This window comes from Streptomyces sp. NPDC040610, assembly GCF_055594065.1.
Genome location: NZ_JBVIXA010000013.1, coordinates 1 through 21935 on the forward strand (window position 1 = coordinate 1; position 21935 = coordinate 21935).

A 21935-nucleotide genomic window follows, 5' to 3' on the forward strand; every position below is an offset into this window, starting at 1 on the left:
CGCCTGCCCCCACCCCCCCCCCTACCCCCCCCCCCCCCCCCCCCCTCCCCCTTCCCCCCCCCCCCCCCCCCCCCCCCCCCCCCCCCCCCCCCCCCCCCCCCACGGCGGTGTCCGAGGCGTACGCCCACGGGGCACGCGTCGACTGGACCCGCTTCTTCGCCGACACCGGGGCCCGCCGGGTGGACCTGCCCACGTACCCCTTCCAGCGCCGTCGCTTCCCCTGGACCATGGCGGGGACGGCAGGCACCGGCGCCGATGTGACGGCCGCCGGTCTCCTCGGGCTCGGACACCCCCTGCTCGGCGCGTCCCTCGACCTCGCCGACTCCCAGGAGACCGTGCTCACCGGCACCCTGTCCCGGCGGACCGAGGCGTGGCTCGCGGACCACGTCATGCTCGGCACCGCCCTCGTACCCGGCACCGCGGTCGTCGAGATGGCGGTCCGCGCCGGAGCCGAGGTCGGATGCCGCCGCCTGGTGGAGCTGACGCAGGAGACGCCGCTGGTCCTGCCCGAACGGGGCGCCGTGCGCCTCCAGGTGCGGGTGGGGCCAGTGGGGCCAGTGGGGCCAGTGGGGCCAGGGGGAGGGGAGGGGCACCGTGCGGTGGGCGTGTACTCGCGTGCCGAGGAGGCCCTGACGGGAACGGCTGGCGCGCCGGAGGGCGCGTGGGTGTGCCACGCCCGGGGCGCGCTCGCGCCCGAGGCGGCCGCCGCACCCGCCCGTCCCGGCGAGGCCTGGCCGCCGCCCGGCGCGGAACCCGTACCGCTCGACGGGTTCTACGCCCGCCTCGCCACGGCTGGTTTCTCCTACGGCCCCGCGTTCCGCGGGCTCTCGCGGGCCTGGCGGCTCGGCGAGGAGGTGTTCGCCGAGGTCGCGCTCCCCGGCACCGCACGCTCCCGCACCGACGGATACGGCCTCCACCCGGCGCTGCTCGACGCCGCGCTGCACGCCGCTCTCCTCACCGGGGGCAACTCGGCGACCGGGCAGGTGCGGGTGCCGTTCGCGTGGCACGAGGTGTCCTTCCACGGCGCGAGCACCCCGACCCTGCGGGCACGGCTCGCCCCGGCCGGGACGGACGCGGTGTCCCTCGCCCTGTGGGACGAACGCGGAGCGCCGGTCGCGTCGGCCGCGAAGCTCGTCACCCGCTCCGTCTCCCTCGACCAACTCCGGTCCGGCCGGACACGCGACACCTTCTTCCACGTCGACTGGGCCGAGCGGGCCGCCCCGGACGGGACGGCACCCGGCCCGTCGGTCCCGGCCGCCCGCTGCGCCGTCCTCGGGGACCCCGCCCTCGCGGACCGCCTCGCGGCCACCGCCCACGCCGACCTCGGCGCGCTCACCACGGCGCTCGAATCAGGCGCGCCCGCACCGGAGTTGGTCCTCCTGCCGTGTCACGGCGACGCGGCACCCGACACCGGGACCGAAGGCGCCGAAGGCGCGGGCGCGCACGGCCCGGCAGGCGTCGCCCGGTCTCTGGCCCTCACCGTCCTCGACACCCTCCGGACCTGGCTCAAGGACCCCCGCCTCGGCGCCGCCCGGCTCGTCGTGGTGACCCGGGGCGCCATGTCCGTGGCCGCCGACGAGCGCGTGGCCGACGTCGCCGCCGCCGCGATCTGGGGCCTGGTGCGCTCCGCGCAGGCGGAGCACCCGGGGCGGTTCGTCCTCGTCGACTCGGACGGGGAGTCCGATTCCACGGCGGCCCTGACCGGGGCGGCGGGCGCGGACGAGCCCCAACTCGCGCTCAGGGAAGGGCGGACGCTGGTCCCGCGGCTCGCTCGCGGTGTACCGCACGGCACCCTCGTACCCCCCAGGGGAGTACGGGAATGGCGCGTCGGCCTGACCGGCGGCGGCACCGTCGACGACCTGGCCCTCACCCCGGGCCCGGAGGCCGCGGCGCCGCTCGCGCCGGGCCGGGTCCGGGTCGACGTGCGTGCCGCGGGGCTCAACTTCCGGGACGTCGTCATGGCCCTCGGCATGGTGCCCGACCAGCGGGAACTGGGCGGCGAGATCGCGGGCGTCGTCACCGAGGTGGGGCCCGACGTGGCCGGACTCGCCCCGGGCGACCGGGTGTTCGGCCTCGCCGCCGGGTGCCTCGGCCCGGTCGCGGTCGTCGACAACCGCCTGCTCGCACGGATCCCCCAGGGCTGGTCGTACACCCGGGCCGCGTCCGTCCCCGTCACGTTCCTCACCGCGTACGAGGGCCTGGTGGACCTGGCCGACGTACGACCGGGGGACAAGGTGCTCGTGCACGCGGCGGCGGGCGGCGTCGGGATGGCCGCCGTACAGCTCGCGCGGCATCTGGGCGCCGAGGTGTACGCGACGGCCGCTCCCGCCAAGTGGGACGCGGTACGCGCCCTCGGCGTCGACGACGCGCACCTCGCCTCCTCGCGTACCACCGACTTCGAGGAACGGTTCACCGGGGCGGGCGGTGCCCGGTGTCTGGACGTCGTACTGAACTCGCTGGTGCGGGACTTCGCCGACGCCTCACTGCGCCTGCTGCGGCCGGGCGGCCGGTTCATCGAGATGGGCAAGACCGACATCCGCGACGCGGACGAGGTCGCCGCCCGGCACGACGGCATCGCCTATCGCGCGTTCGACCTGATGGACGCCGGGCCCGAGCGCATCGCCGAGATGCTCGCGGACATCGTCGGGCTGTTCGAGCGCGGGCGGCTGCGGCCGGTGCCGGTGACCGCGTGGGACGTACGGCAGGCGCCCGCCGCCTTCCGTTTCCTCGCCCAGGCCCGGCACGTGGGCAAGGTCGTCCTCACCATGCCTCCGGCGTGGAACCCCGAGGGCACGGCGCTGGTCACCGGAGCCTCCGGGGCGCTCGGCGCGGAGGTCGCCCGGCACCTGGTGCGCACCCACGGCGTGGGGCACCTCGTCCTCGCGGGACGCCGGGGGCCGGACGCGGAGGGCACGGCGGACCTGGTGGCCGAACTGACGGCGGCGGGCGCGACGTCGGTGCGGGCCGTGGCGTGCGACGTGGCCGAACGGGCCGCCGTGGCCGACCTGTTGGCGTCGGTGCCTGCCGCGCACCCCCTGACCGCCGTGGTGCACGCGGCGGGCGTGCTCGATGACGGCCTCCTGGACGCGATGACGCCCGGGCGCCTCGACGCGGTCTTCCGGCCCAAGGTCGACGGCGCCTGGAACCTCCACGAGCTGACGCAGGGGCAGGACCTGGCCGCGTTCGTCGTCTATTCCTCCGCCGCCGGGACCATCGGCACCACAGGGCAGTCCAACTACGCCGCCGCCAACGCGTTCCTGGATGCCCTGGCCCGGCATCGCCACGACACCGGCCTCCCCGGCACGTCCCTGGCCTGGGGCCGCTGGGCCGGGCCCGGCGGCATGGCGGCACGCCTGGAGCAACCGGGATCGGCGGGGCCGGCCGGGGGGCCGGGACCCGCCACGGGCCTCTCCGTCGAGGACGGCCTCGCCCTCTTCGACGAGGCCCTCGCCACCGGCCGCCCGGTGGTGGTGCCGACCCGCCTCGACCCGGCCGAACTGCGTACCGCCGCCGAGAACGGCACCCTCCCCACCCTCCTGCGCGACCTGGTGCCCTTCCCGGCGGCAACGGCGGAACCGGGCGCCGCGAACGCCTTGCGCGAACGCCTCGCCTCCCTCGGCGCCGAGGACCGGAGCGCGGCCGTACTGGAACTCGTACGCGGGCAAGTCGCCCTGGTCCTCGGCCACACGACAGCCGGGCACATCGATCCGGTGCGCCCCTTCCAGGAACTCGGCTTCGACTCCCTCACCGCCGTGGAACTGCGCAACCGCCTGGGAGCCGAGACCGGCCTGAACCTGCCCACGACGCTGGTGTTCGACCGCCCGACGCCCGCCGCCCTGAGCGAGCACGTCGAGGCCGCGCTGGTCTCCAGGCTTGGCTCACCCGTCGACTCCGTCCTCGCCCGCCTCGACGCCCTCGCGACGCACCTCGCGACGGCACCGCTCGACGACGGCGAGCGGGTCCGGGTGGCGGACCGGCTGCGCGCGCTCGCCCAGCGGTGCGGCGAGCGGGCACCCGCGCCCGGCGCGCCGACGGGCGCGCAGGACGACGGGACGACCGTCGCGGACGGACTCGACCTGGCGACCGACGACGAAGTCATCGACTTCATCAGCAAGGAGCTGGGCATCTCCTGACCCCGTGCCGGGGCCCGCGCGCGAGCGGACCACGGCGACGTCTCGACGAGGTGGATGGCACATGGCGACGGACGACCGGATTCGGTACTACCTCAAGCGGGTCACCGCCGACCTGCACGAGACACGCGGGCGGCTGCGGGAGCTCGAGGACGCCGCCGGGGAGGCCGTGGCGATCGTGGCGATGGGCTGCCGCTTCCCCGGGGACGTCCGCTCCCCGGAGGACCTGTGGGACCTGGTCGTCTCCGGCAAGGACGCCGTCGCGCCCTTCCCCGAGGACCGCGGCTGGGACGTCGAGCACCTCTACGACCCCGACCCGGACCGGCTCGGCAGGACCTACGCGCGCGAGGGCGGCTTCCTCGCCGACGTGGCGTCGTTCGACGCGGGCCTGTTCGGTGTCAGCCCGCGCGAGGCGCTGACCCTCGACCCGCAGCAGCGCCTCCTCCTGGAGGTGGCCTGGGAGACCTTCGAGCGCGCGGGCCTCGCACCGACCAGGGTGCGCGGCAGCCGCACCGGCGTCTTCGTCGGCACCAGCAGCCAGGAGTACGCGCTCCTGCTCCAGAGCGCCCGGGAGACCTTCGAGGGCTACTCCACGGGCTTCCTCGCCAGTGTCCTGTCGGGCCGTCTCGCCTACACCTTCGGCCTGGAGGGCCCGGCGATCACCGTCGACACCGCGTGCTCGGCGTCCCTGACGGCACTCCACCTCGCCGCGCAGTCGCTGCGGCAGGGCGAGTGCACCCTGGCCCTGGCGGGCGGCGCGTCGGTCATGACGACCCCGGGGATGTTCGTGGAGTTCAGCCGTCAGCGGGGGCTGGCGGCCGACGGCCGGTGCAAGGCGTTCGCTGCGTCGGCGGACGGCACGGGGTGGGGCGAGGGCGTGGGTCTCGTCCTGTTGGAGCGGTTGTCGGACGCGCGGCGCAACAGGCATCCGGTGCTCGCCGTGCTGCGGGGCTCGGCGGTGAATCAGGACGGCGCGTCGAACGGGCTGACGGCGCCGAACGGCCCGTCCCAGCAGCGGGTGATCCGGCAGGCACTGGCGTCGGCCCGTCTTTCGGCCGATCTCGTGGACGTGGTGGAGGCGCACGGGACGGGCACGTCGCTGGGGGATCCGATCGAGGCACAGGCGTTGCTGGCCACGTACGGTCAAGAGCGTGCCGCGGACCGGCCGTTGTGGCTCGGCTCCCTCAAGTCCAACATCGGGCACACCCAGGCGGCCGCGGGCGTCGGCGGTGTCATCAAGACGGTCATGGCGCTGCGCCGGGGCATCCTGCCGCCGACCCTGCACGTGGACGAGCCGACCCCGCACGTCGACTGGTCCTCCGGCGCGGTGCGGCTCCTGACCGAGGCCCGCGACTGGCCCCCGGGCGACGGGCCGCGGCGGGCCGGTGTGTCGTCCTTCGGGATCAGCGGCACCAACGCCCATGTGATCCTGGAGCAGTCGGACGACGACACGTTCCCCGCGCCCGCTCCGGCGCCGGACGCCGAGGGCAACCTCGCAACCGACCCCGCACCCGCCCCGGCGCCGGACGCCGAGGACAACCCCGCGCCCGACCCCGACCGCCCCACCCCGCTGCCGTGGCTGATCACCGCCCGCACCGGCCGAGGGCTTCGCGAACAGGCGGCCCGGCTCCTCGACCACGTGCGCGCCCGGCCCGAACTGGCCCCGGCCGACATCGGCCACTCCCTGCTGGCCTCGCGCACCCACTTCGACCACCGCGCCGTCGTCCTCGCCGACGGCCGTGACGCCCACCTCGCGGGCCTCACCGCCGTGGCCGAGGGGAAGAGCGCCCCCGGCGTCGTGCGGGGCGTCGCGCGCGACCCCGGGAAGCCGGTGTTCGTCTTCCCCGGCCAGGGCGCCCAGTGGCCGGGCATGGCGGCGGACCTGTACCGCGATGCACCGGTCTTCCGCGAGCGGCTGTGCGCGTGCGCCGACGCCGTGGCGCCCCACGTCGACTTCTCGCTCGTCGACGTCGTGCGCGGTGTCGAAGGCGCGGCCCCGCTCGACCGCGTGGACGTCGTCCAGCCCGCGCTCTGGGCCATGATGATCTCGCTCGCCGCCCTGTGGCGGTCCCACGGCGTGGAACCCGGCGCCGTCGTGGGCCACTCCCAGGGCGAGATCGCCGCCGCGTGCGTCGCGGGCGCCCTGTCCCTGGACGACGGGGCCCGGATCGTGGCGCGGCGGTCCCGGCTCGTCGCCGAACGCCTGGCGGGCAGCGGGGGCATGGCGTTCCTGGCCCTGCCCGTGGAGCGGGCGCGCGACCGCCTCGCGGAGTGGGGCCCCCGCCTCGGGGTCGCCGCGGCCAACGCCCCCTCGTCCGTGGTGGTGTCGGGCGACGCCGAAGCCCTCGACGAGCTCCTGTACGCCGCCGAGCGGGAAGGTGTACGGGCGATCCGTGTCGCGGTCGACTACGCCTCCCACTCGGCCCAGGTCGAGACGCTGCGGGACGAACTCCTCGCGACGCTCGCCGACATCACCCCGCGCCCGGCCGACATCCCCTTCCACTCGACGGTCCTCGGCGCCGAGGCCGACACCACCGGGCTCGACGCCGCCTACTGGTACCGCAACCTGCGCGAGACGGTCCGCTTCGACCCGACCGTCCGGGAACTCCTCGCGTCCGGGCACCGTACGTATGTCGAGATGAGCCCGCACCCGGTGCTCGCGATGTCCGTGCAGGAGATCGTTGAAAGCGCGGCAAGCGCGGCAAGCGCGGCAAGCGCGGCGGCTGCGTCACGTGCGGCAGGCGCGGGAAGCGGGGCGGGTGTAACGGGGAGCCCGGCGAGCGGCGGTGCGCCCGGCACCGTGCTGACCTCGCTGCGGCGCGACGAGGGGCACCTCGGGCGCTTCCTCACCTCCGTCGCGGAGGCGCACGTCCAGGGCGTCGGCGTGGACTGGTCGGCCCGCCTCGGACCCCGGGCCCGCCTGGTGGACCTGCCGACCCATGCCTTCCAGCGCCGTCGCTACTGGCCGGACGCGCTGCCCGCCGCCGCCCCGGTCGGCGAGGGCGACGACGGCGCGGCCGCCGTGTTCCGCCGGAGCCTCGCCGAACTGCCGGACAGCGGCAAGGAGCGGCTGGCCCTGGAGACGGTGTGCGAGCACGCCGCCGCCGTGCTGAACCTCGCCTCCCCGGGGGACGTCGACGTCACCCGGGCCTTCACCGACCTCGGGTTCGTCTCGCTGACGGCCATGGAGCTGCGCAACCGGCTCACCACGGCGACCGGTGTCCGCCTGTCCCCGGCGGCGGTCTTCGACCACCCGACGGCCGAGAAGCTGTCCGCGCACCTGCTGACTCTTCTGACAGACCCTCAGGAGCAGGTTTCCGAAGCGGTGTCGGCGGCGCCCGTCGCCGGTGAGCCGATCGCCATCGTCGCCATGGGCTGCCGCTACCCCGGCGACGTGGCCTCGCCCGAGCAACTGTGGGACCTGGTCGCCTCCGGCCGGGACGCCACCTCCGGATTCCCCGCCAACCGCGGCTGGGACACGGCGGGCCTCTACGACCCGAACCCCGGCCTGCCCGGGCACACCTACGTCCGCCGGGGCGGCTTCCTGCACGACGCCGACCAGTTCGACCCGCTCCTGTTCGGGATCAGCCCGCGCGAGGCACTCGCCATGGACCCGCAGCAGCGCCTGCTCCTCGAAGTGGCCTGGGAGGTCCTGGAGCGGGCCAGGCTGGCGCCCGACGCGGTCGGCGGCAGCCGCACCGGCGTGTTCGTCGGCGTCAGCGGCCAGGACTACCTGCCCCTGCTCACCGCCGACCCGGACGGCGGCGCGGGCCACTTGATGACCGGCACCTCGACGAGCGTCGCCTCGGGGCGCATCGCCTACACCTTCGGCCTCGAAGGGCCCGCGGTCACCGTCGACACGGCCTGCTCGTCGTCCCTGGTGGCCCTGCACCTCGCCGTGCAGGCGCTGCGGCAGGGCGACTGCACGGCCGCCCTGGTGGGCGGCGCGACGATCCTCTCGACCCCGGGCGCATTCGTCGAGTTCAGCCGCCAGGGTGCCCTCGCGACCGACGGGCGGTGCAAGGCGTTCGCCGCCGAGGCCGACGGCACCGGCTGGGGCGAGGGCGTCGGCGTCCTCCTGGTCGAACCGCTGTCGGTCGCCCGGCGCGCCGGACACCCCGTCCTCGCCCTGGTCCGCTCCACCGCCATCAACCAGGACGGGGCGAGCAACGGCCTGTCCGCCCCCAACGGGCTCGCCCAGCAGCGCGTGATCCGGCAGGCCCTCGCCCAGGCCGGTCTCACCGCCCGGGACGTGGACGCCGTCGAGGCTCACGGCACGGGCACCACCCTCGGCGACCCCATCGAGGCGGAGGCCCTGCTCGCCACGTACGGCCAGGGGCGGCCCGCGCACGCTCCGCTCTGGCTCGGCTCACTGAAGTCCAACGTCGGCCACACCGCCGCTGCGGCCGGGGTCGGAGGCGTCATCAAGACGGTGCTCGCACTGGACCGCGCCGTCCTGCCGCCCACCCTGCACGTGGACGAGCCGACCCCGCACGTGGACTGGTCCTCGGGCGCCGTGGAGATCCTGACCGAGCCCCGCCCCTGGCCGGACACGGGCCGTCCGCGCCGGGCCGGTGTCTCGTCCTTCGGGATCAGCGGGACCAACGCGCACGTGGTCCTTGAGCAGGCGCCGGAGGGGGACGGGGGAGAGGGGGCGGACGGGGCTCCGCTGGGCGAGGGCGCGGCGAGGGCGCAGGCGTCGGAAGGTGAGGGTGCGGCAAGGGCGCAGGCTCCGGAGGGCGAGGGCGAGGCAAGGGGTCAGGCGTCCGAGGGCGACGGCCCTGCGAGGGAAGGCGCGTCGCGGAACGGGGGCGCGGTGGCGGAACACGTCCCGGAGTGCGGGGACTCGGTGCCGGACCCGGCGCGGGGGGCGACGGGCGACACCCTCCCCGTGCTGCCCTGGCCGCTCTCGGGCGGCACCGAGGAGGCGCTGCGGGCCCAGGCCGACCGGCTGCGCCGGTTCGTCGAAGCACGCACGGACCTCGTACCGGCCGACATCGCGCGCTCGCTGGCGGCGACCCGGGCGCGCCTTGAGCACCGCGCCGTGGTCATCGGCCGGGACCGGGACGCGCTCCTGGCGGCGCTGACGCGGCTTGTGGGGGACGAGTGCGGACCGGACGTGGTGCGTGGCTCGGGCCGGGCGCGCGAACGGGTCGCGTTCGTGTGCACCGGTCCGCTCCCGGATCCGGTCGGGGAGCGGGACGGTGAACGGGAGGGTCTGGTAGGGGAGTTGTACGAGCGGGTCCCGGTGTTCGCCTCGGCGCTGGACGAGGCCGGTGCCGCCGTCGCGGAGCAGGCGGGCAGCTCCTGGAGCGAGGTCATGCGCCCGGGCGACGGGGCGCCGGGCGACCCGGTGCTCGCCCGCGCCGCCCGGTTCGCCGGGGAAGTCGCGCTGTTCCGGCTCCTCGAACACTGGGGAGTCGGCCCCGCCTTCCTCCTCGGCCACTCCCTCGGCGAGGTGACCGCCGCACACTGCGCGGGCGTCCTGTCCCTGGCCGACGCGGCGGCGCTCGCCGTCACCCTCGTACGGGCAACGCGACTGGAGGCAGGGGCCGACGCGGGGGACTCCGTCCGACGGACCGTCAAGGACCTGGCCTTCCGCCCGCCGGTGATCCCCCTCGTCGCCGCCGCGACCGGCCGCCCGGTGCCGTACGAGGAACTGTCCTCCCCGGACCACTGGGTGCGCCTCGCCCAGGAGAACGCCACCCCGCCCGCCGACGCCGTGGCGCACCTCGGGTCCCAAGGGGTGGGCGCCTGGCTCCAGTTGGGCCCCGATGCCGCCCTGGCCGCGCTCCTCGGGCAGGAGCACGGCGCCGACCTGGGCGGGCTCCTCACCGCGCTCGCCCGACTGCACGTCAAGGGCGTCCCGGTGGGCTGGGACAGGATGCTCGCCGACTGCGGCGCCCGCCTGGTGGACCTGCCCACGTACGCCTTCCAGCACCAGCGGTACTGGCCCGAGGGCACCGGGCTGCCGATCGGCGCGGCCGGACGGCCCGGCGCGCACGGCGCGGCGCGGGCGGACCAGGGGCGGCAGCTCAGGCGGCGCCTCGCGGCCGCGGGCGGCGACGAGCGGCCCGGCCTGGTCGCCGCCCTCGTCCGCACTCACGTCGCGGCGGTCCTGAGGCTGGCGGACCCGGATGCCCTCGACGACGAACGGCCCCTGCCCGAGCTGGGGTTCGACTCGCTGACGGCGGTGGACCTGCGCAACCGGCTCGGCGCGGACACCGGCCTGCGGCTGCCCCCGGCCCTCGTCTTCCAGCACCCGACCGTAGCCGCGCTGACCGGGCACCTGGTCGCGCGGTGGGAGGCGACACCGCCCGAGGCCGAGGCCGAGGCAGGGGTCGTGGGTGAAGCCGGGGTCGAGTACGAGGCCGCTGGTGCGAGCCCGGGCGGCACAGCCCCGGCACCCGACGGCACCGGCACCGCGCACCTCACCCTCGGCCCCCTGCTCGCCCGCGCGAGCGCCCTCGGCCGCACCGAGGAGTTCCAGGAACTGGTGCGCCACGTCGCGGGGTTCCGCCCCACCTTCGACACGTCCGAGGAGCGGCTGCGGCCGCCGCACGTCCGGCTCGCGCGCGGAGCCGCCGCGCGCCTCCTCTGCTTCCCGACCTTCGCTGTCGGCGCGGGCGCCTCCCAGTACGCGCGGCTCGCCGCCGCGTCCGGGGGCGAACACGACGTCTGGGTCCAGCCGGTGCCCGGCTTCACCTGGCAGGAGCCGCTGCCCGCGTCCGTCGACGCGCTGGCGGACCTCCTGGCGGACGGCGCCGCCCGGTGCGCCGACGGCGGCCCCCTCGTCCTGCTCGGGTACTCGGCGGGCGGCTGGATCGCCCACGCCACCGCCGCCGCGCTCGAAGCGCGCGGCGCGGGCCCCCATGCCGTCGTCCTCCTGGACAGCCACTGGCCCACCAGCCCGATGCTCCCGCACCTGCACGCCCGCGTCGAACGGGCCCGCGCCTGTGGGGCTGCGGACGGACGCTGGACCGAGGAGGCCGGTGACGACGCGTACCTCACCGCGATGGCGCACTACGCGGGCCTGTTCCAGGCGTGGACCCCGACGGGAATCAGCGCGCCGACCCTGCTCGTACGGGCCTCGCGGGACGTCTTCGACGACGAGCCGCGGACGCCCGACGAGCCGGGCACACCCGCGGACCGGCGCGCGCACTGGCACCTGCCGCACACGGCCGTCGACACCCCCGGCACCCACTTCTCGATCATCCGCGAGCACAGCGGGCCCGCCCTGCGCGCGGTGGCCGACTGGCTCGGCGGCCCGCAGGGCGCCCCCGGCCCGCGCTCGACCAAGCAGCCCACCACCCCTGAAGGAGCATGATGACGTCCGACGGCGCCCACGCCGGCAAGCCCCTCGACCAGAAGGTCATCGACGGGCAGTCCGGATACTCGAAGCCGTTCCTCACCCTCTACGACCTGATCGTGTACCGGGGCACGGCGCCCCTCCTCTGGCGCTGCCCGTCGGCGGTGTCGCGGAAGCTGTACGACACCTGTGTCGGCGCGCGCCACATGGACATCGGCGTGGGCACCGGCTATCTGCTCCACCACGCCCGGTTCCCCGTGCCGGACCCGCGGATCACACTGGTCGACCTCAACCGCAACTCCCTGGCCCACACGGCCCACCGGCTCCGGCGCCACCAGGTCGAGACGGTCCGCGCGAACATACTGGAACCCCTGCCGGTGGCGGCGCGCTCCCACGACTCGGTCGGGATGAGCTATCTGCTGCACTGCGTCCCGGGCACCCTGCGGGAGAAGGGGATCGCCCTGGCGCACGCCGCGGCCGTGGTCCGGCCCGGCGGTATCGTCTTCGGCACCACGGTCCTGTCGGCCGGGGTGCCGGTGTCCGGCGGTGCCCGCCGGGCGATGCGGACCCTGAACAAGCGGGGCGCGTTCCACAACGACGCCGACACCCTCGACGACCTCCGCGCACAGCTCGACCGGCACTTCGACCGCCACGAACTGACCGTGCACGGCTGCGTCGGTGTCTTCCGTGCCTGGACGGCCGCCTGAGGTCCCCCGTACACTCCGAAACTAGCAGCGCTAATTAAACCGCTCATGTCTCGGAGCCGCCCCGTGCGCACCGTCCACTTCGCCGCCGCCCGCCGCACGCCGATCGGGCGGCTCCGCGGTGCCCTGTCCGCCGTCCGCCCGGACGACCTCGCCGCCACCGTCGTCCGCGGCCTGCTCGACGCCCTGCCGGGGCTCGACCCGGCCCGCGTCGACGAGGTCTACTGGGGCGCGGCCAACCAGGCGGGCGAGGACAACCGCAACGTAGCCCGCATGGCCGTCCTCCTCGCGGGCCTCCCGGACTCCGTCCCCGGCGCCACGGTGAACCGCCTGTGCGCCTCCGGCCTGGAGGCGGTCACCCTCGCGGCCCGCACCATCGCCGCGGGCGACGCCGACATCGTGCTCGCGGGCGGCTCCGAGTCCATGAGCCGCGCCCCCTTCGTGCTGCCGCGCCCCGACGAGACCCTGCCGCACCGCATGGAGACCGCCGACACCCGCCTCGGCTGGCGCCTGGTCAACCCGAGGATGAAGGACCTGCACGGACTCCTCTCCATGGGCGAGACGGCCGAGGAGGTGGCCACCCGGCACGGCGTCTCCCGCGAGCGCCAGGACACCTTCGCCCTGCGCAGCCACCAACGCGCCGCCGCCGCCCGCAAGAACGGCCACTTCGACGACGAACTGCTCCCCGTCACCACCCCCGACGGCACGGTCGTCGACGCGGACGAGAGCATCCGCGAGGACACCTCGTACGACAAGCTCAGCGGGCTGCGTCCGGTGTTCCGCGCGGGCGGCACCGTCACGGCGGGCAACGCGTCGCCGATGAACGACGGCGCCGCGGGCCTGCTCCTGGTCAGCGAGGAGGCCCTGCACGACCTGGGCCTGGAGTCCCTCGGCCGGTACGTCACGGGCGCCTCCGCCGGTGTGCACCCCGACGTGATGGGCATCGGCCCCGTGCCCGCCACCAGGAAGGCCCTGGCCAGGGCCGGCTGGAGCGTCGCCGACATCCAGGAGGCCGAGTTCAACGAGGCGTTCGCCGCCCAGGCGCTCGCCTGCGTGGACGCCCTCGGGATCGACCCGGAGCTGGTCAACCCCGACGGCGGCGCCATCGCGCTCGGCCACCCCCTCGGCTGCTCCGGCGCCCGCATCCTCACCACGCTCCTGCACCGCATGCGCCGCACCGGCACCACCCGCGGCCTCGCCACGATGTGCGTGGGCGTGGGCCAGGGCACCGCCCTCCTCGTCGAACGGGACTGACTCCCGGCCCTGCTGGTCGGGCAGGGCTGCCCGCGGCCCTGCCCGCCGAACGGGCCCGCCCCGGCGCAAACTGCTTGGGCATACCATCGGTACCCAGCATGGACGCCTCAGCCGCCACCTCGGCCCTATCCGCCCTGACCGTCTGGGAGTTCGGCGCCCTGGCCCTCGCCGCCGGGGTCGTCGGCTTCTCCAAGACCGCCGTCAGCGGCGCGAACACCGTCAGCCTCGCCGTCTTCGCCGCGGTCCTGCCCGCCCGCGCGTCGACGGGCGTGCTCCTGCCGATCCTCATCGCCGGGGACGTCCTCGCCGTCCTCACCTACCGCAGACACGCCCACTGGCCCACGCTGTGGCGGCTGTTCCCCGCGGTCGGCGCGGGCGTCGCCCTGGGCACGGTGTTCCTGATGTTCGCCGACGACGCCATGATGCGTACGTCGATCGGGGCGATCCTGCTGCTCATGGCCGCCGTGACCATGTGGCGGCGCCGGTCGGCCGCGCCCGGACCCGCGGCGGACGGCGAGGGCGGGACGGCGCGGGCGACGGCCGGGATCGCCGCGCCCTGCTACGGCGTGCTCGGCGGCTTCACCACCATGGTCGCCAACGCGGGCGGCCCCGTCATGTCGATGTATCTGCTCTCGGCGGGCTTCAAGAAGCTGAGTTTCCTCGGCACTTCGGCGTGGTTCTTCCTCATCGTCAACACCTCCAAGGTGCCCTTCAGCGTCGGCCTCGGCCTCATCGACGGGCCCTCGCTGCTGCTCGACGCGGCCCTCTTCCTGTTCGTGATCCCGGGCGCCCTCATCGGCAAGGCGTGCGTGCACCGCATCGACCAGCGGCTCTTCGAACAGCTCGTCATCGGCGCGACCGTCGTCGGTGGCCTCCAGCTCCTGCTGCGCTGATGCCCCCGCCGGGCCGACACCGGGCCCCACGTACCCTCGACCCCATGCCCCACGTGCTCGTCCTCGGCGGTACCACCGAGGCCCGCCGCCTCGCCGCCGCCCTCGCCGCCCGGCCGGACACACGCGTGACCACCTCGCTCGCGGGCCGCGTCACCCGGCCCGCGGCGCTCGAAGGCGACGTGCGCGTCGGCGGCTTCGGCGGGCCCGACGGCCTCGCGCGATGGCTGCGGGACCACGGCGTGACCGCGCTCGTCGACGCCACGCACCCCTTTGCCATCGCGATCAGCGCCAACGCGGCGCGGGCCGCCCGGGCCACCGGCGTCCCGGCGCTCGCCGTGCGCCGCCCCGGCTGGCGCCCCGGCCCCGGCGACGACTGGCACGACGTGGCCTCCTTGGAGGAGGCCGCGGCCGCGCTCCCGGCCCTCGGCCGCCGCGTCTTCCTCACCACCGGCCGACTCGGCCTCGCGGTCTTCGCCCCGTACGACGCGCTGCACTTCCTCGTGCGCTCCGTCGAGCCGCCGCAGCCGCCACTGCCCCGCGACGTACGGATCCTCCTCGACCGCGGCCCGTACACCGTCGACGGCGAGACGGCGCTCCTTCGCGACCACCGCGTGGACGTGCTCGTCACGAAGGACAGCGGCGGCGGGGCGACGGCCGCCAAGCTCACGGCCGCCCGCGCCCTGTCCCTGCCCGTGGTGGTCGTGCGCCGCCCGGAGCCGCCGCCGGGGATGCCGGTGGTGGCCGACGTGGAGTCGGCGCTCGCGCGGCTCGGGGCGGCCGGGCCCTAGGGCCTGTCCGGGGCGTGCCCCGCCCCGCCTCGCGGGGACGCGGGCCCGCCCTACGCCGACGTCTTCACCGCCGGGCGCGCCCCCTGCCGCCGGTCCAGCGCGAGCCCGTGCGCGAGGTCCTCCGCGAGGAGCCGCTTCGCGATCGCGTCGACGGCCGCCATCAGCTTCCCGTCGCCCCCGGCCGCCCCCTCCAGGGCGCGGCCGCCGTCCTTCTCCAACTGCTCCCGCAGCCACGCCCCCCACGCCGTACCGATCACGTCGGCCTCCCGCACACCCGCCGCCGTGTGCTGGAACAGCGTCCCGGTGCGGGTCAGATAGCCCTCCTCGACCATGCGGTCGAACACGGGCACCAGGACCTCCGGCGGCAGTTGGCGGCGGGCCGCGATGAGGTTGAGGTTGGCGTGGCCGACCATCCGGGTGAACAGGGCGACCTGCATCACCGCCCAGGCCCCGGCCATGTCCAGGCGCGTGTCGGACCGCTGGATGATGGCGCGCGCGGTCTGCGGGCCCTTGGCGCGCAGGATGTTGCCGACGGCGAGTTCGAGGAGCCTGGCCGAGTCGCCCGTCTGCGGTGACGCGAACCCCTCGCCCATGTCGGAGGAACTCATCCGCGCGCTGTCGCGCAGCTCGACCTGCTTGAGGAACAGCGCCACGACGAACCCGACGAGCGCCACCGGCACCGTCCACAGGAACACCGTCTGGAGCGTGTCCGCGTACGCCTTGACCAGCGGTGCCGCCGCCGCGCCCGGCAGGTCGTGCAGCCCCTGGGGGCTCTGCGAGGCCTTCGCGACGACGTCCGGAGGCGCGGCGCCGGTACGGGAGGCCTCCGCGACCCCGTCCCGCAGGTTCGGGGCGAGCGTGTTGGCGTAGATCGTGCCGAACACGGCCGTGCCGAACGAGCTGCCCAGCGTGCGGAAGAAGGTGACGCCGGACGTCGCGGTGCCGAGGTCCGCGTAGGCGACGGTGTTCTGGACGGCGATGGTGAGCACCTGCATGCACAGGCCGATCCCGGCGCCGAGCACGAACATGTACAGCGACTCCAGCCACGTACTGGTCTCGCTGCCCATCAGCGACAGCAGGAACAGCCCGAGCGCCATCACCAGCGAGCCCACGATCGGGAAGATCCGGTACGTGCCCGTCTTGCTGACCACGTTGCCGCTGAAGATCGACGCGATGAGCAGGCCGACGACCATCGGCAGCGTCCGCACGCCGGAGATCGTGGCCGAGTCCCCGTCGACGTACTGCAGATAGGTCGGCAGGAACGTCATCGCGCCGAGCATCGCGAAGCCGACGATGAAGCTGAGGATGGAGCAGACCGTGAACACGGGGTTCGCGAAGAGCCGCATCGGCAGCATCGGCTCCGCCGCGCGTGTCTCCACCCAGCAGAAGCCCGCGAGCGCGAGCAGCCCGCCCGCGAACAGCCCGATGATGGTGCCCGAGCCCCACGCGTACTCGTTGCCGCCCCAGCTCGTCGCCAGGATCAACGCGCTCGCGCCGACCGCCACCAGCGCGATGCCCAGATAGTCGATGACGGGCTTCGACGCCGACTTCACCACCGGGATCGTGCGGGCGGCGGCCGCGACCACGAGGATCGCGATGGGTACGTTGACGTAGAACGCCCAGCGCCAGGTCAGGTGGTCCGTGAACAGGCCGCCGAGCAGCGGCCCGATGACCGTGGACACACCGAAGACCGCGCCGATCGCGCCCTGGTACTTGCCGCGCTCCCGCAGCGGGATCACATCGGCGATCAGCGCCATCGCCGTCACCATCAGCCCGCCCGCGCCGATGCCCTGCAGCGCCCGCCAGGCGATGAGCAGCGTCATGTTCGTGGCGAGGCCGCACAGGAACGAGCCGGTGATGAAGACGATCGCCGACACCTGGAACACGATCTTGCGCCCGAACAGGTCGCCGAACTTGCCGACGAGCACCGTCGCGACCGTCTCCGCGAGCAGGTACGACGTCACGACCCACGACATGTGCTCGGCCCCGCCCAGGTCCGACACGATCGTCGGCAGCGCGGTCCCCACGATCGTCTGGTCGAGCGCGGCGAGCAGCACCCCCAGCATGATCGTCACAAAGACGACATTGCGCCGGCGCTTGTCCAGGACCGGTGGCCCCTGCTCCGCCGCGGCCACGGGCTGATCGGTAACGGTCACAGCCCTCACCCTCACACCCGCGCCAGGGGTGTGCATGCGGGGCCGTCCGGTCCGGTGACGGCGCGACGGCGGGCGGGCGCGGGCGCGGGCCGGGCGGAGCCAGTGGCGGCCCGGGGCGGGTCAGCCGTCCGTGCGCCTGCGCAGCAGGTACGTGTCCATGATCCAGCCCTTGCGGGCGCGGGCCTCGGCGCGCAGCCGCTCGATGCGCGGGGCGGCCTCCGTGAGCGGCCCCGACACCAGGATCTCGTCGGGGGTGCCGATGTAGGCGCCCCAGTAGATCTCGACGTCGTCGCGGTCGGCGTACCGCCGGAAGGCCTGCCGGGCGTCCAGCATCACCACCACGTCGTCGACCCCGGCCGGGAAGCCCTCGTCGGCGAGGCGGCGGCCCGTGGTGATCTGGACGGGGCGCGCGACACGGTTCAGGCCGGTGCGGTGGCGGGCGGCGAGGGCGGCGACGCTGCTGATGCCGGGGACGACGTCGTAGCCGAAGGACACGGCCCCCCGCGCGAGCACCTCCTCCAGAATCCCGATCGTGCTGTCGTACAGCGCGGGATCGCCCCACACGAGGAACGCCCCCGTCTCGTCCGCGCCCAGTTCCTCGGCGATGAGCCGCTCGTAGATGTCGGCGCGGCGGTTGCGCCAGTCGTCGACGGCGGGCGAGTAGTCCGCGCCACCCGCCTTGCGGTCGCGCTCGGGGTCGCGGGCCTCGACGACGCGGTAGGCCCCGTCCGGCCGGTGCGCGTCGAGCATGCCCCGGCGCAGCGCCACGAGGTCCGCCTTCTCCTCGCCCTTGCCGAGGATGAAGAACACGTCGGTGTCCCCGAACGCCTTGACCGCCTGCAGGGTCAGCTGATCGGGGTCGCCCGCGCCGATGCCGATGACATGAATCTTTCGCACGGGGCGAGTGTGCCGCACGGGGGCGCGGGGGTCGCCGCAGGGGGGTGCGGGGCGGCCGTCGAGCGCTGGCCGAAGTCGCGTGGGGCCCGCTGTCGGGTCGGGACAGCCGCCGCGCGCTCAGCCCTCGACGCCGCCCGCACCACGGCCGTCCGCGGCGCGCTCGCCGTCACCGCCCGCACCACCACCGCCCGCACCGCCGTCGTCCGCCCCGCCCGCACCACCGGGGCTCAACGTGGGCGCGCAGGCGGCCGCGTCCGCGAGCTGCCCGTCCCGCTCCACGCGCGCCGCCAACTCCCTCGCCCACGCGACCAGTTCCGGTACGCCGATCCCGTAGGGTCGCTGTCGCCCCGGCGCCTCCTCGGTCCACGCCGAGACGGCGCCCGCGCCCCGCCGCAGCAGCCGCGCCCCGCCCGTGGTGTTGCCGCGCGCGGAGTGCGTGAGCCCGACGGCGAGCTGCGCGAGCCCCTTCCACAGGCCGCGTTCCTCGTCGGGGCCCGACTTCCAGGCGTCCTCGAACACCTCGTGCGCGTGGAAGGGCCGCCCGGCGTCGAGCAGTGCCTGCGCCTCGGCGACCGTCTCGCGGGGGGTTCGCACGACACCCTCCGGCTGCCGCTCCACCCCGTCGGACCCGTACGGCAACGGCCGCCCGAGCCCGTCGCGCGGCCGGGCGTTCCGGGCCCGCCCCTCCGCGTCACGGTCACGGCCGCGGCCCGCGCCGTCCGGTCCAAGTGCGCCAGTCATACGCCGATTCTCCCGCGCCCCGCCTTCCGGGGCAGGCCGGGGCACACCCCTCGCGCCCGCCGGGCCCCACACGCACCGGACCACCCCGCGGCGTGCGGTAGAGTTCTACCTACGTGATCACGCGGGGCACCGCGAAGGATCGCGACGGGACGTGGCGCAGCTTGGTAGCGCACTTGACTGGGGGTCAAGGGGTCGCAGGTTCAAATCCTGTCGTCCCGACTGATGAAGTCGTGAGCGAGGGGCCGTACCGGAGAAATCCGGTACGGCCCCTCGGTCGTTCGTCGGCCCCTCGACCGTTCCCCGGGCCCGGTCAGCTTCCGTAGAGCCAGCTGTCGTACGCGGCGTTGTCGACGAGGTGGTACAGCGCGTAGGTGCCGGGGAAGAGGAGCAGGCCGGTCATGCCCAGGCGGACGAGGGCCGGGGCCATGACGGTGACGGCCTCGGTCTGGCCGGTGATCGTGCGCAGGTCGCGCCAGCGGCGGACGTCGCTGCCGCACGCGGACCAGAAGAACAGGCCGACCAGGAGGCAGAAAGCGCCCGCTGTCAGCCCCAAACCGGACACGACGGCGAGGAACGTCCCGCGTTCGTGGTGGTCCTCGACGAAGCCGAGCCCCACCAGCGGCACGACGGTGGCGGCGACCCCGAACAGGGCGCCCCGCACCAGCACGTGCGTGAACCGCAGCCGCGGCAGCAGCACACCGTCCTCGTCCCTGGCCGGTCCTTGGTCACGCCGCTGAGGAGAAGTCATCGCGGCAGCGTACGTCAGGGATGCGGAGGCGGCAGCGCGGGCCCCGTGGCGCCCGCGCCCCCCGTCCCGCCCGCCCTTGCCGCCGCCGCGAGCTCCTCGGCGACGAGACGCGTCAGCGCGGTGCAGCGGAACCGCGCCCCGCCCCGCTCGTCGGGCGCCGACGGCACCACCAGCCACACATCGGCCAACTGCTCCAACCCCGCCTCGACGACCGGCTCCGGACCCGGGCCCTCGACGAGGTCCGCCGCGCCGAACTCCGACCCGGCACCCGGTCCCCGCCCGAACTCCGGCCCGGGCAGCGCGCCCAGGAGCGGAAGCAGCGCCCGTACGTCCTCGGGGAGTCGGCGTACCACCGCCATCAGGGTGCCGTGCAGGCTCTGCCCGCCGTAGCCCAGCTCACGCAGGCGCCGGGCCGGGTCGGCCAGTCGGGCCGCGAGGTCGGCGACGGTCCACAGCGGGCGGGCCGCGAGCCGCGCGCCGACCAGGCGCAGGGCCAGCGGGAGGCCGTCGCAGTACGCGACGACCTCGCGCGCCGCCTCCGGATCCGCGAGCACGGTCTCCCGGCCGCCGATCGCGGCCAGGAGCTCCACGGCGTCGGCGGTCGCCAGCGGGCCGAGGCACACCGTGTCCTCGTGGGTCACCGTCGGCAGCCTGCGGTCGCCGGTCAGGATGGCGGCCGCGCGGGGGCTGTTCGGCACGAACTGCTCGACGTCCTGCTCCGCGACCACGTCGTCCAGGACGACGAGCAGGCGCCGGTCGTACGACGCGAGGCGGTACCGGCGGAGCAGTTCGGCCACGTCGGCGTCCGGCGGCGGACGCTCGCCGAGGCTGGTCAGGAGGAGAGTGAGGATGTGCTCCGCGCTGTGCGGGGTGCCGTCGGGCGCCGCGGCCCGCGCGAACAGGACGCCGTCGGGGAAGAGGTCCGCGCGGGCGTGGGCGGCACGGACGGCGAGCGCGGTCCGGCCGGAGCCGGTGGGGCCGGTGATGAGGACGCGGGTGGCTGCGTCCGCGCCCGCGGTTGCCTCGGCGTCGCCCGCCGCGGCGACTTTCCGTTCGACGGTGCGGAGTTCCGCCGTGCGGCCGAGGAAGGGGTCGAGGTTCGGCGGCAGGAGCGCCGCCGGGGGTCTTGGCCAGCCGGGGGGCGCCCCCGTGAGTGCGGGGGACATGGACGGCGTTGTTCTTGGCGTCCCGGTGGCCCCGGTGGCCCCGGTGGCCCCGGTGGCCCCGGCGGTCCTGGTAGTCCCAGTGGTCCCGGCCGCCCTGATCGCCCCAGCCGCCCCGGCCGTAGTGGCCGCCCCCTCCGCAAGCACCGACTGATACGCCTCGGACAGCTCCGGCCCCGGGTCCACCCCCAGTTGCTCCGCCAGCAGCCTGCGCCCCTCGTGGTACGTGAGGAGCGCGTTGGCCTGGCGGTTGCTGCGGCCGAGCGCGATGACGAGCTGGGCACGGAAACGTTCCCGCAGGGGGTGTTCGCGTACCAGGCTCGTCAGTTCGGGGACGAGGCGGGCGTCCGCGCCGAGCGCCAGGTCGGCCGTGACCCGCTGCTCGATGGTGGTCAGGTACGCCTCCTCAAGCGGCGGGCGCTCCAGCTCGGCGAGCTGGTCGGTGACGTTCGCGAGCGGGGTGCCGCGCCAGAGCCGGAGCGCGGCCGTCAGCTTCGCCGTCGCCGTGCGCGGGTCGCCGCGGTCGGCCGCGCGGCGCCCGGCCTCCGTCAGCTCCTCGAACTGTGTCAGGTCGAACACCGAGTCGGGGGCGTCGAGTTGGTAGCCCCGGTGCTGGCGGGTAAGGAGCACGGTCTCGCCGAGGCTCTTGCGCAGCTTGTGGATGTACGAATGGATCTGCGCGTGCATCGAGGACGGCGGCTCCCAGCCCCACAGCCGGGAGCTGAACTGCTCGTACGTCACGGGGCGGCCGCGGGCAAGGAGCAGGGTGGCGAGCACGGTGTGGATCTTGGCGCCGGACAGCGTGACCGCGGTGCCGTGCGCGCTCGCCTCGACCGGGCCGAGAATGCGGAATTCCATCGCTTGCGAGCCCCCCTGCTCGTACTGCCCCCAGCCGTCCGGCGGTTGCTGCCCGCCTCCTCCGGGTCGAACGGAAGATCGAGTGTACGGGGCGCTGTCCAAGGGTGATCGAGCCGCGCGCCGACGCCTGGGCGAACCGGCGTGCGGCACCGCTCGGAGAAGGCGCGCGGCACCGCTTATAGAAACCGCATAGAGCGGATGGGTGGGGTGTGCGGGACGGCAGGTACGGGGGCCGCCCGCGAGGGCCGCGCCCCCGACTGCCTGTGCCCACCGCCGTCCTGACGGTGACCAGCG

Annotated in this window: 10 protein-coding genes, 1 tRNA gene and 1 pseudogene; 7 read left to right on the top strand and 5 right to left on the bottom strand. The window is 75.2% G+C overall.

Translation table 11 applies throughout. The features are described 5' to 3' along the window. The first annotated feature begins 107 nt into the window (after nucleotides 1-107). The 6 genes and pseudogenes from ACZ6AA_RS33385 to ACZ6AA_RS33410 all read left to right on the top strand — a co-directional run bounded on the left by ACZ6AA_RS33385 (nucleotide 108) and on the right by ACZ6AA_RS33410 (nucleotide 15078). Nucleotides 108-4133: an SDR family NAD(P)-dependent oxidoreductase gene (locus ACZ6AA_RS33385; protein ID WP_471462223.1), complete on the top strand. Its 4026-nt coding sequence runs from the start codon at nucleotides 108-110 to the stop codon at nucleotides 4131-4133. A gap of 61 nt (nucleotides 4134-4194) precedes the next feature. Further along, a pseudogene (locus ACZ6AA_RS33390) lies at nucleotides 4195-11364 on the top strand (type I polyketide synthase); the annotation flags it as partial. An 89-nt stretch (nucleotides 11365-11453) separates the two neighbouring features. Next, nucleotides 11454-12146, top strand: coding sequence for a class I SAM-dependent methyltransferase (locus ACZ6AA_RS33395; protein ID WP_471462225.1), 693 nt, complete (start codon nucleotides 11454-11456; stop codon nucleotides 12144-12146). 63 nt (nucleotides 12147-12209) lie between these two features. Continuing rightward, nucleotides 12210-13397, top strand: coding sequence for a thiolase family protein (locus ACZ6AA_RS33400; protein ID WP_468458668.1), 1188 nt, complete (start codon nucleotides 12210-12212; stop codon nucleotides 13395-13397). Between the two features lie 98 nt (nucleotides 13398-13495). Further along, nucleotides 13496-14290, top strand: a complete 795-nt coding sequence (locus ACZ6AA_RS33405; RefSeq protein WP_471462227.1) for a sulfite exporter TauE/SafE family protein — start codon at nucleotides 13496-13498, stop codon at nucleotides 14288-14290. Between the two features lie 44 nt (nucleotides 14291-14334). Beyond that, on the top strand, nucleotides 14335-15078 hold the full coding sequence (locus tag ACZ6AA_RS33410; protein WP_471462229.1) for a cobalt-precorrin-6A reductase: 744 nt from the start codon (nucleotides 14335-14337) through the stop codon (nucleotides 15076-15078). A gap of 50 nt (nucleotides 15079-15128) precedes the next feature. Here ACZ6AA_RS33410 and ACZ6AA_RS33415 read toward each other — a convergent pair whose 3' ends face one another. The 3 genes from ACZ6AA_RS33415 to ACZ6AA_RS33425 form a co-directional block, all read right to left on the bottom strand. Beyond that, complete coding sequence (locus ACZ6AA_RS33415; RefSeq protein WP_471462231.1) at nucleotides 15129-17234, bottom strand: MDR family MFS transporter; 2106 nt, start codon at nucleotides 17232-17234, stop codon at nucleotides 15129-15131. Between the two features lie 120 nt (nucleotides 17235-17354). Then, on the bottom strand, nucleotides 17355-18131 hold the full coding sequence (gene cobF / locus ACZ6AA_RS33420; protein WP_468458674.1) for a precorrin-6A synthase (deacetylating): 777 nt from the start codon (nucleotides 18129-18131) through the stop codon (nucleotides 17355-17357). Between the two features lie 117 nt (nucleotides 18132-18248). Beyond that, nucleotides 18249-18872: a DUF309 domain-containing protein gene (locus ACZ6AA_RS33425; RefSeq protein ID WP_468482784.1), complete on the bottom strand. Its 624-nt coding sequence runs from the start codon at nucleotides 18870-18872 to the stop codon at nucleotides 18249-18251. 145 nt (nucleotides 18873-19017) lie between these two features. Here ACZ6AA_RS33425 and ACZ6AA_RS33430 point away from each other — a divergent pair. Beyond that, nucleotides 19018-19091 (top strand) — tRNA-Pro (locus ACZ6AA_RS33430). A gap of 91 nt (nucleotides 19092-19182) precedes the next feature. On the opposite strand, the gene ACZ6AA_RS33435 is transcribed toward ACZ6AA_RS33430, so the two are convergent. Together ACZ6AA_RS33435 and ACZ6AA_RS33440 are read right to left on the bottom strand one after the other, a co-directional pair. Then, nucleotides 19183-19620: a DUF6336 family protein gene (locus tag ACZ6AA_RS33435; RefSeq protein ID WP_468458678.1), complete on the bottom strand. Its 438-nt coding sequence runs from the start codon at nucleotides 19618-19620 to the stop codon at nucleotides 19183-19185. A 14-nt stretch (nucleotides 19621-19634) separates the two neighbouring features. After that, a complete protein-coding gene (locus ACZ6AA_RS33440; protein WP_471462234.1) occupies nucleotides 19635-21641 on the bottom strand; it encodes an AfsR/SARP family transcriptional regulator in 2007 nt (668 codons plus the stop codon). Nucleotides 21642-21935: the final 294 nt, after the last annotated feature.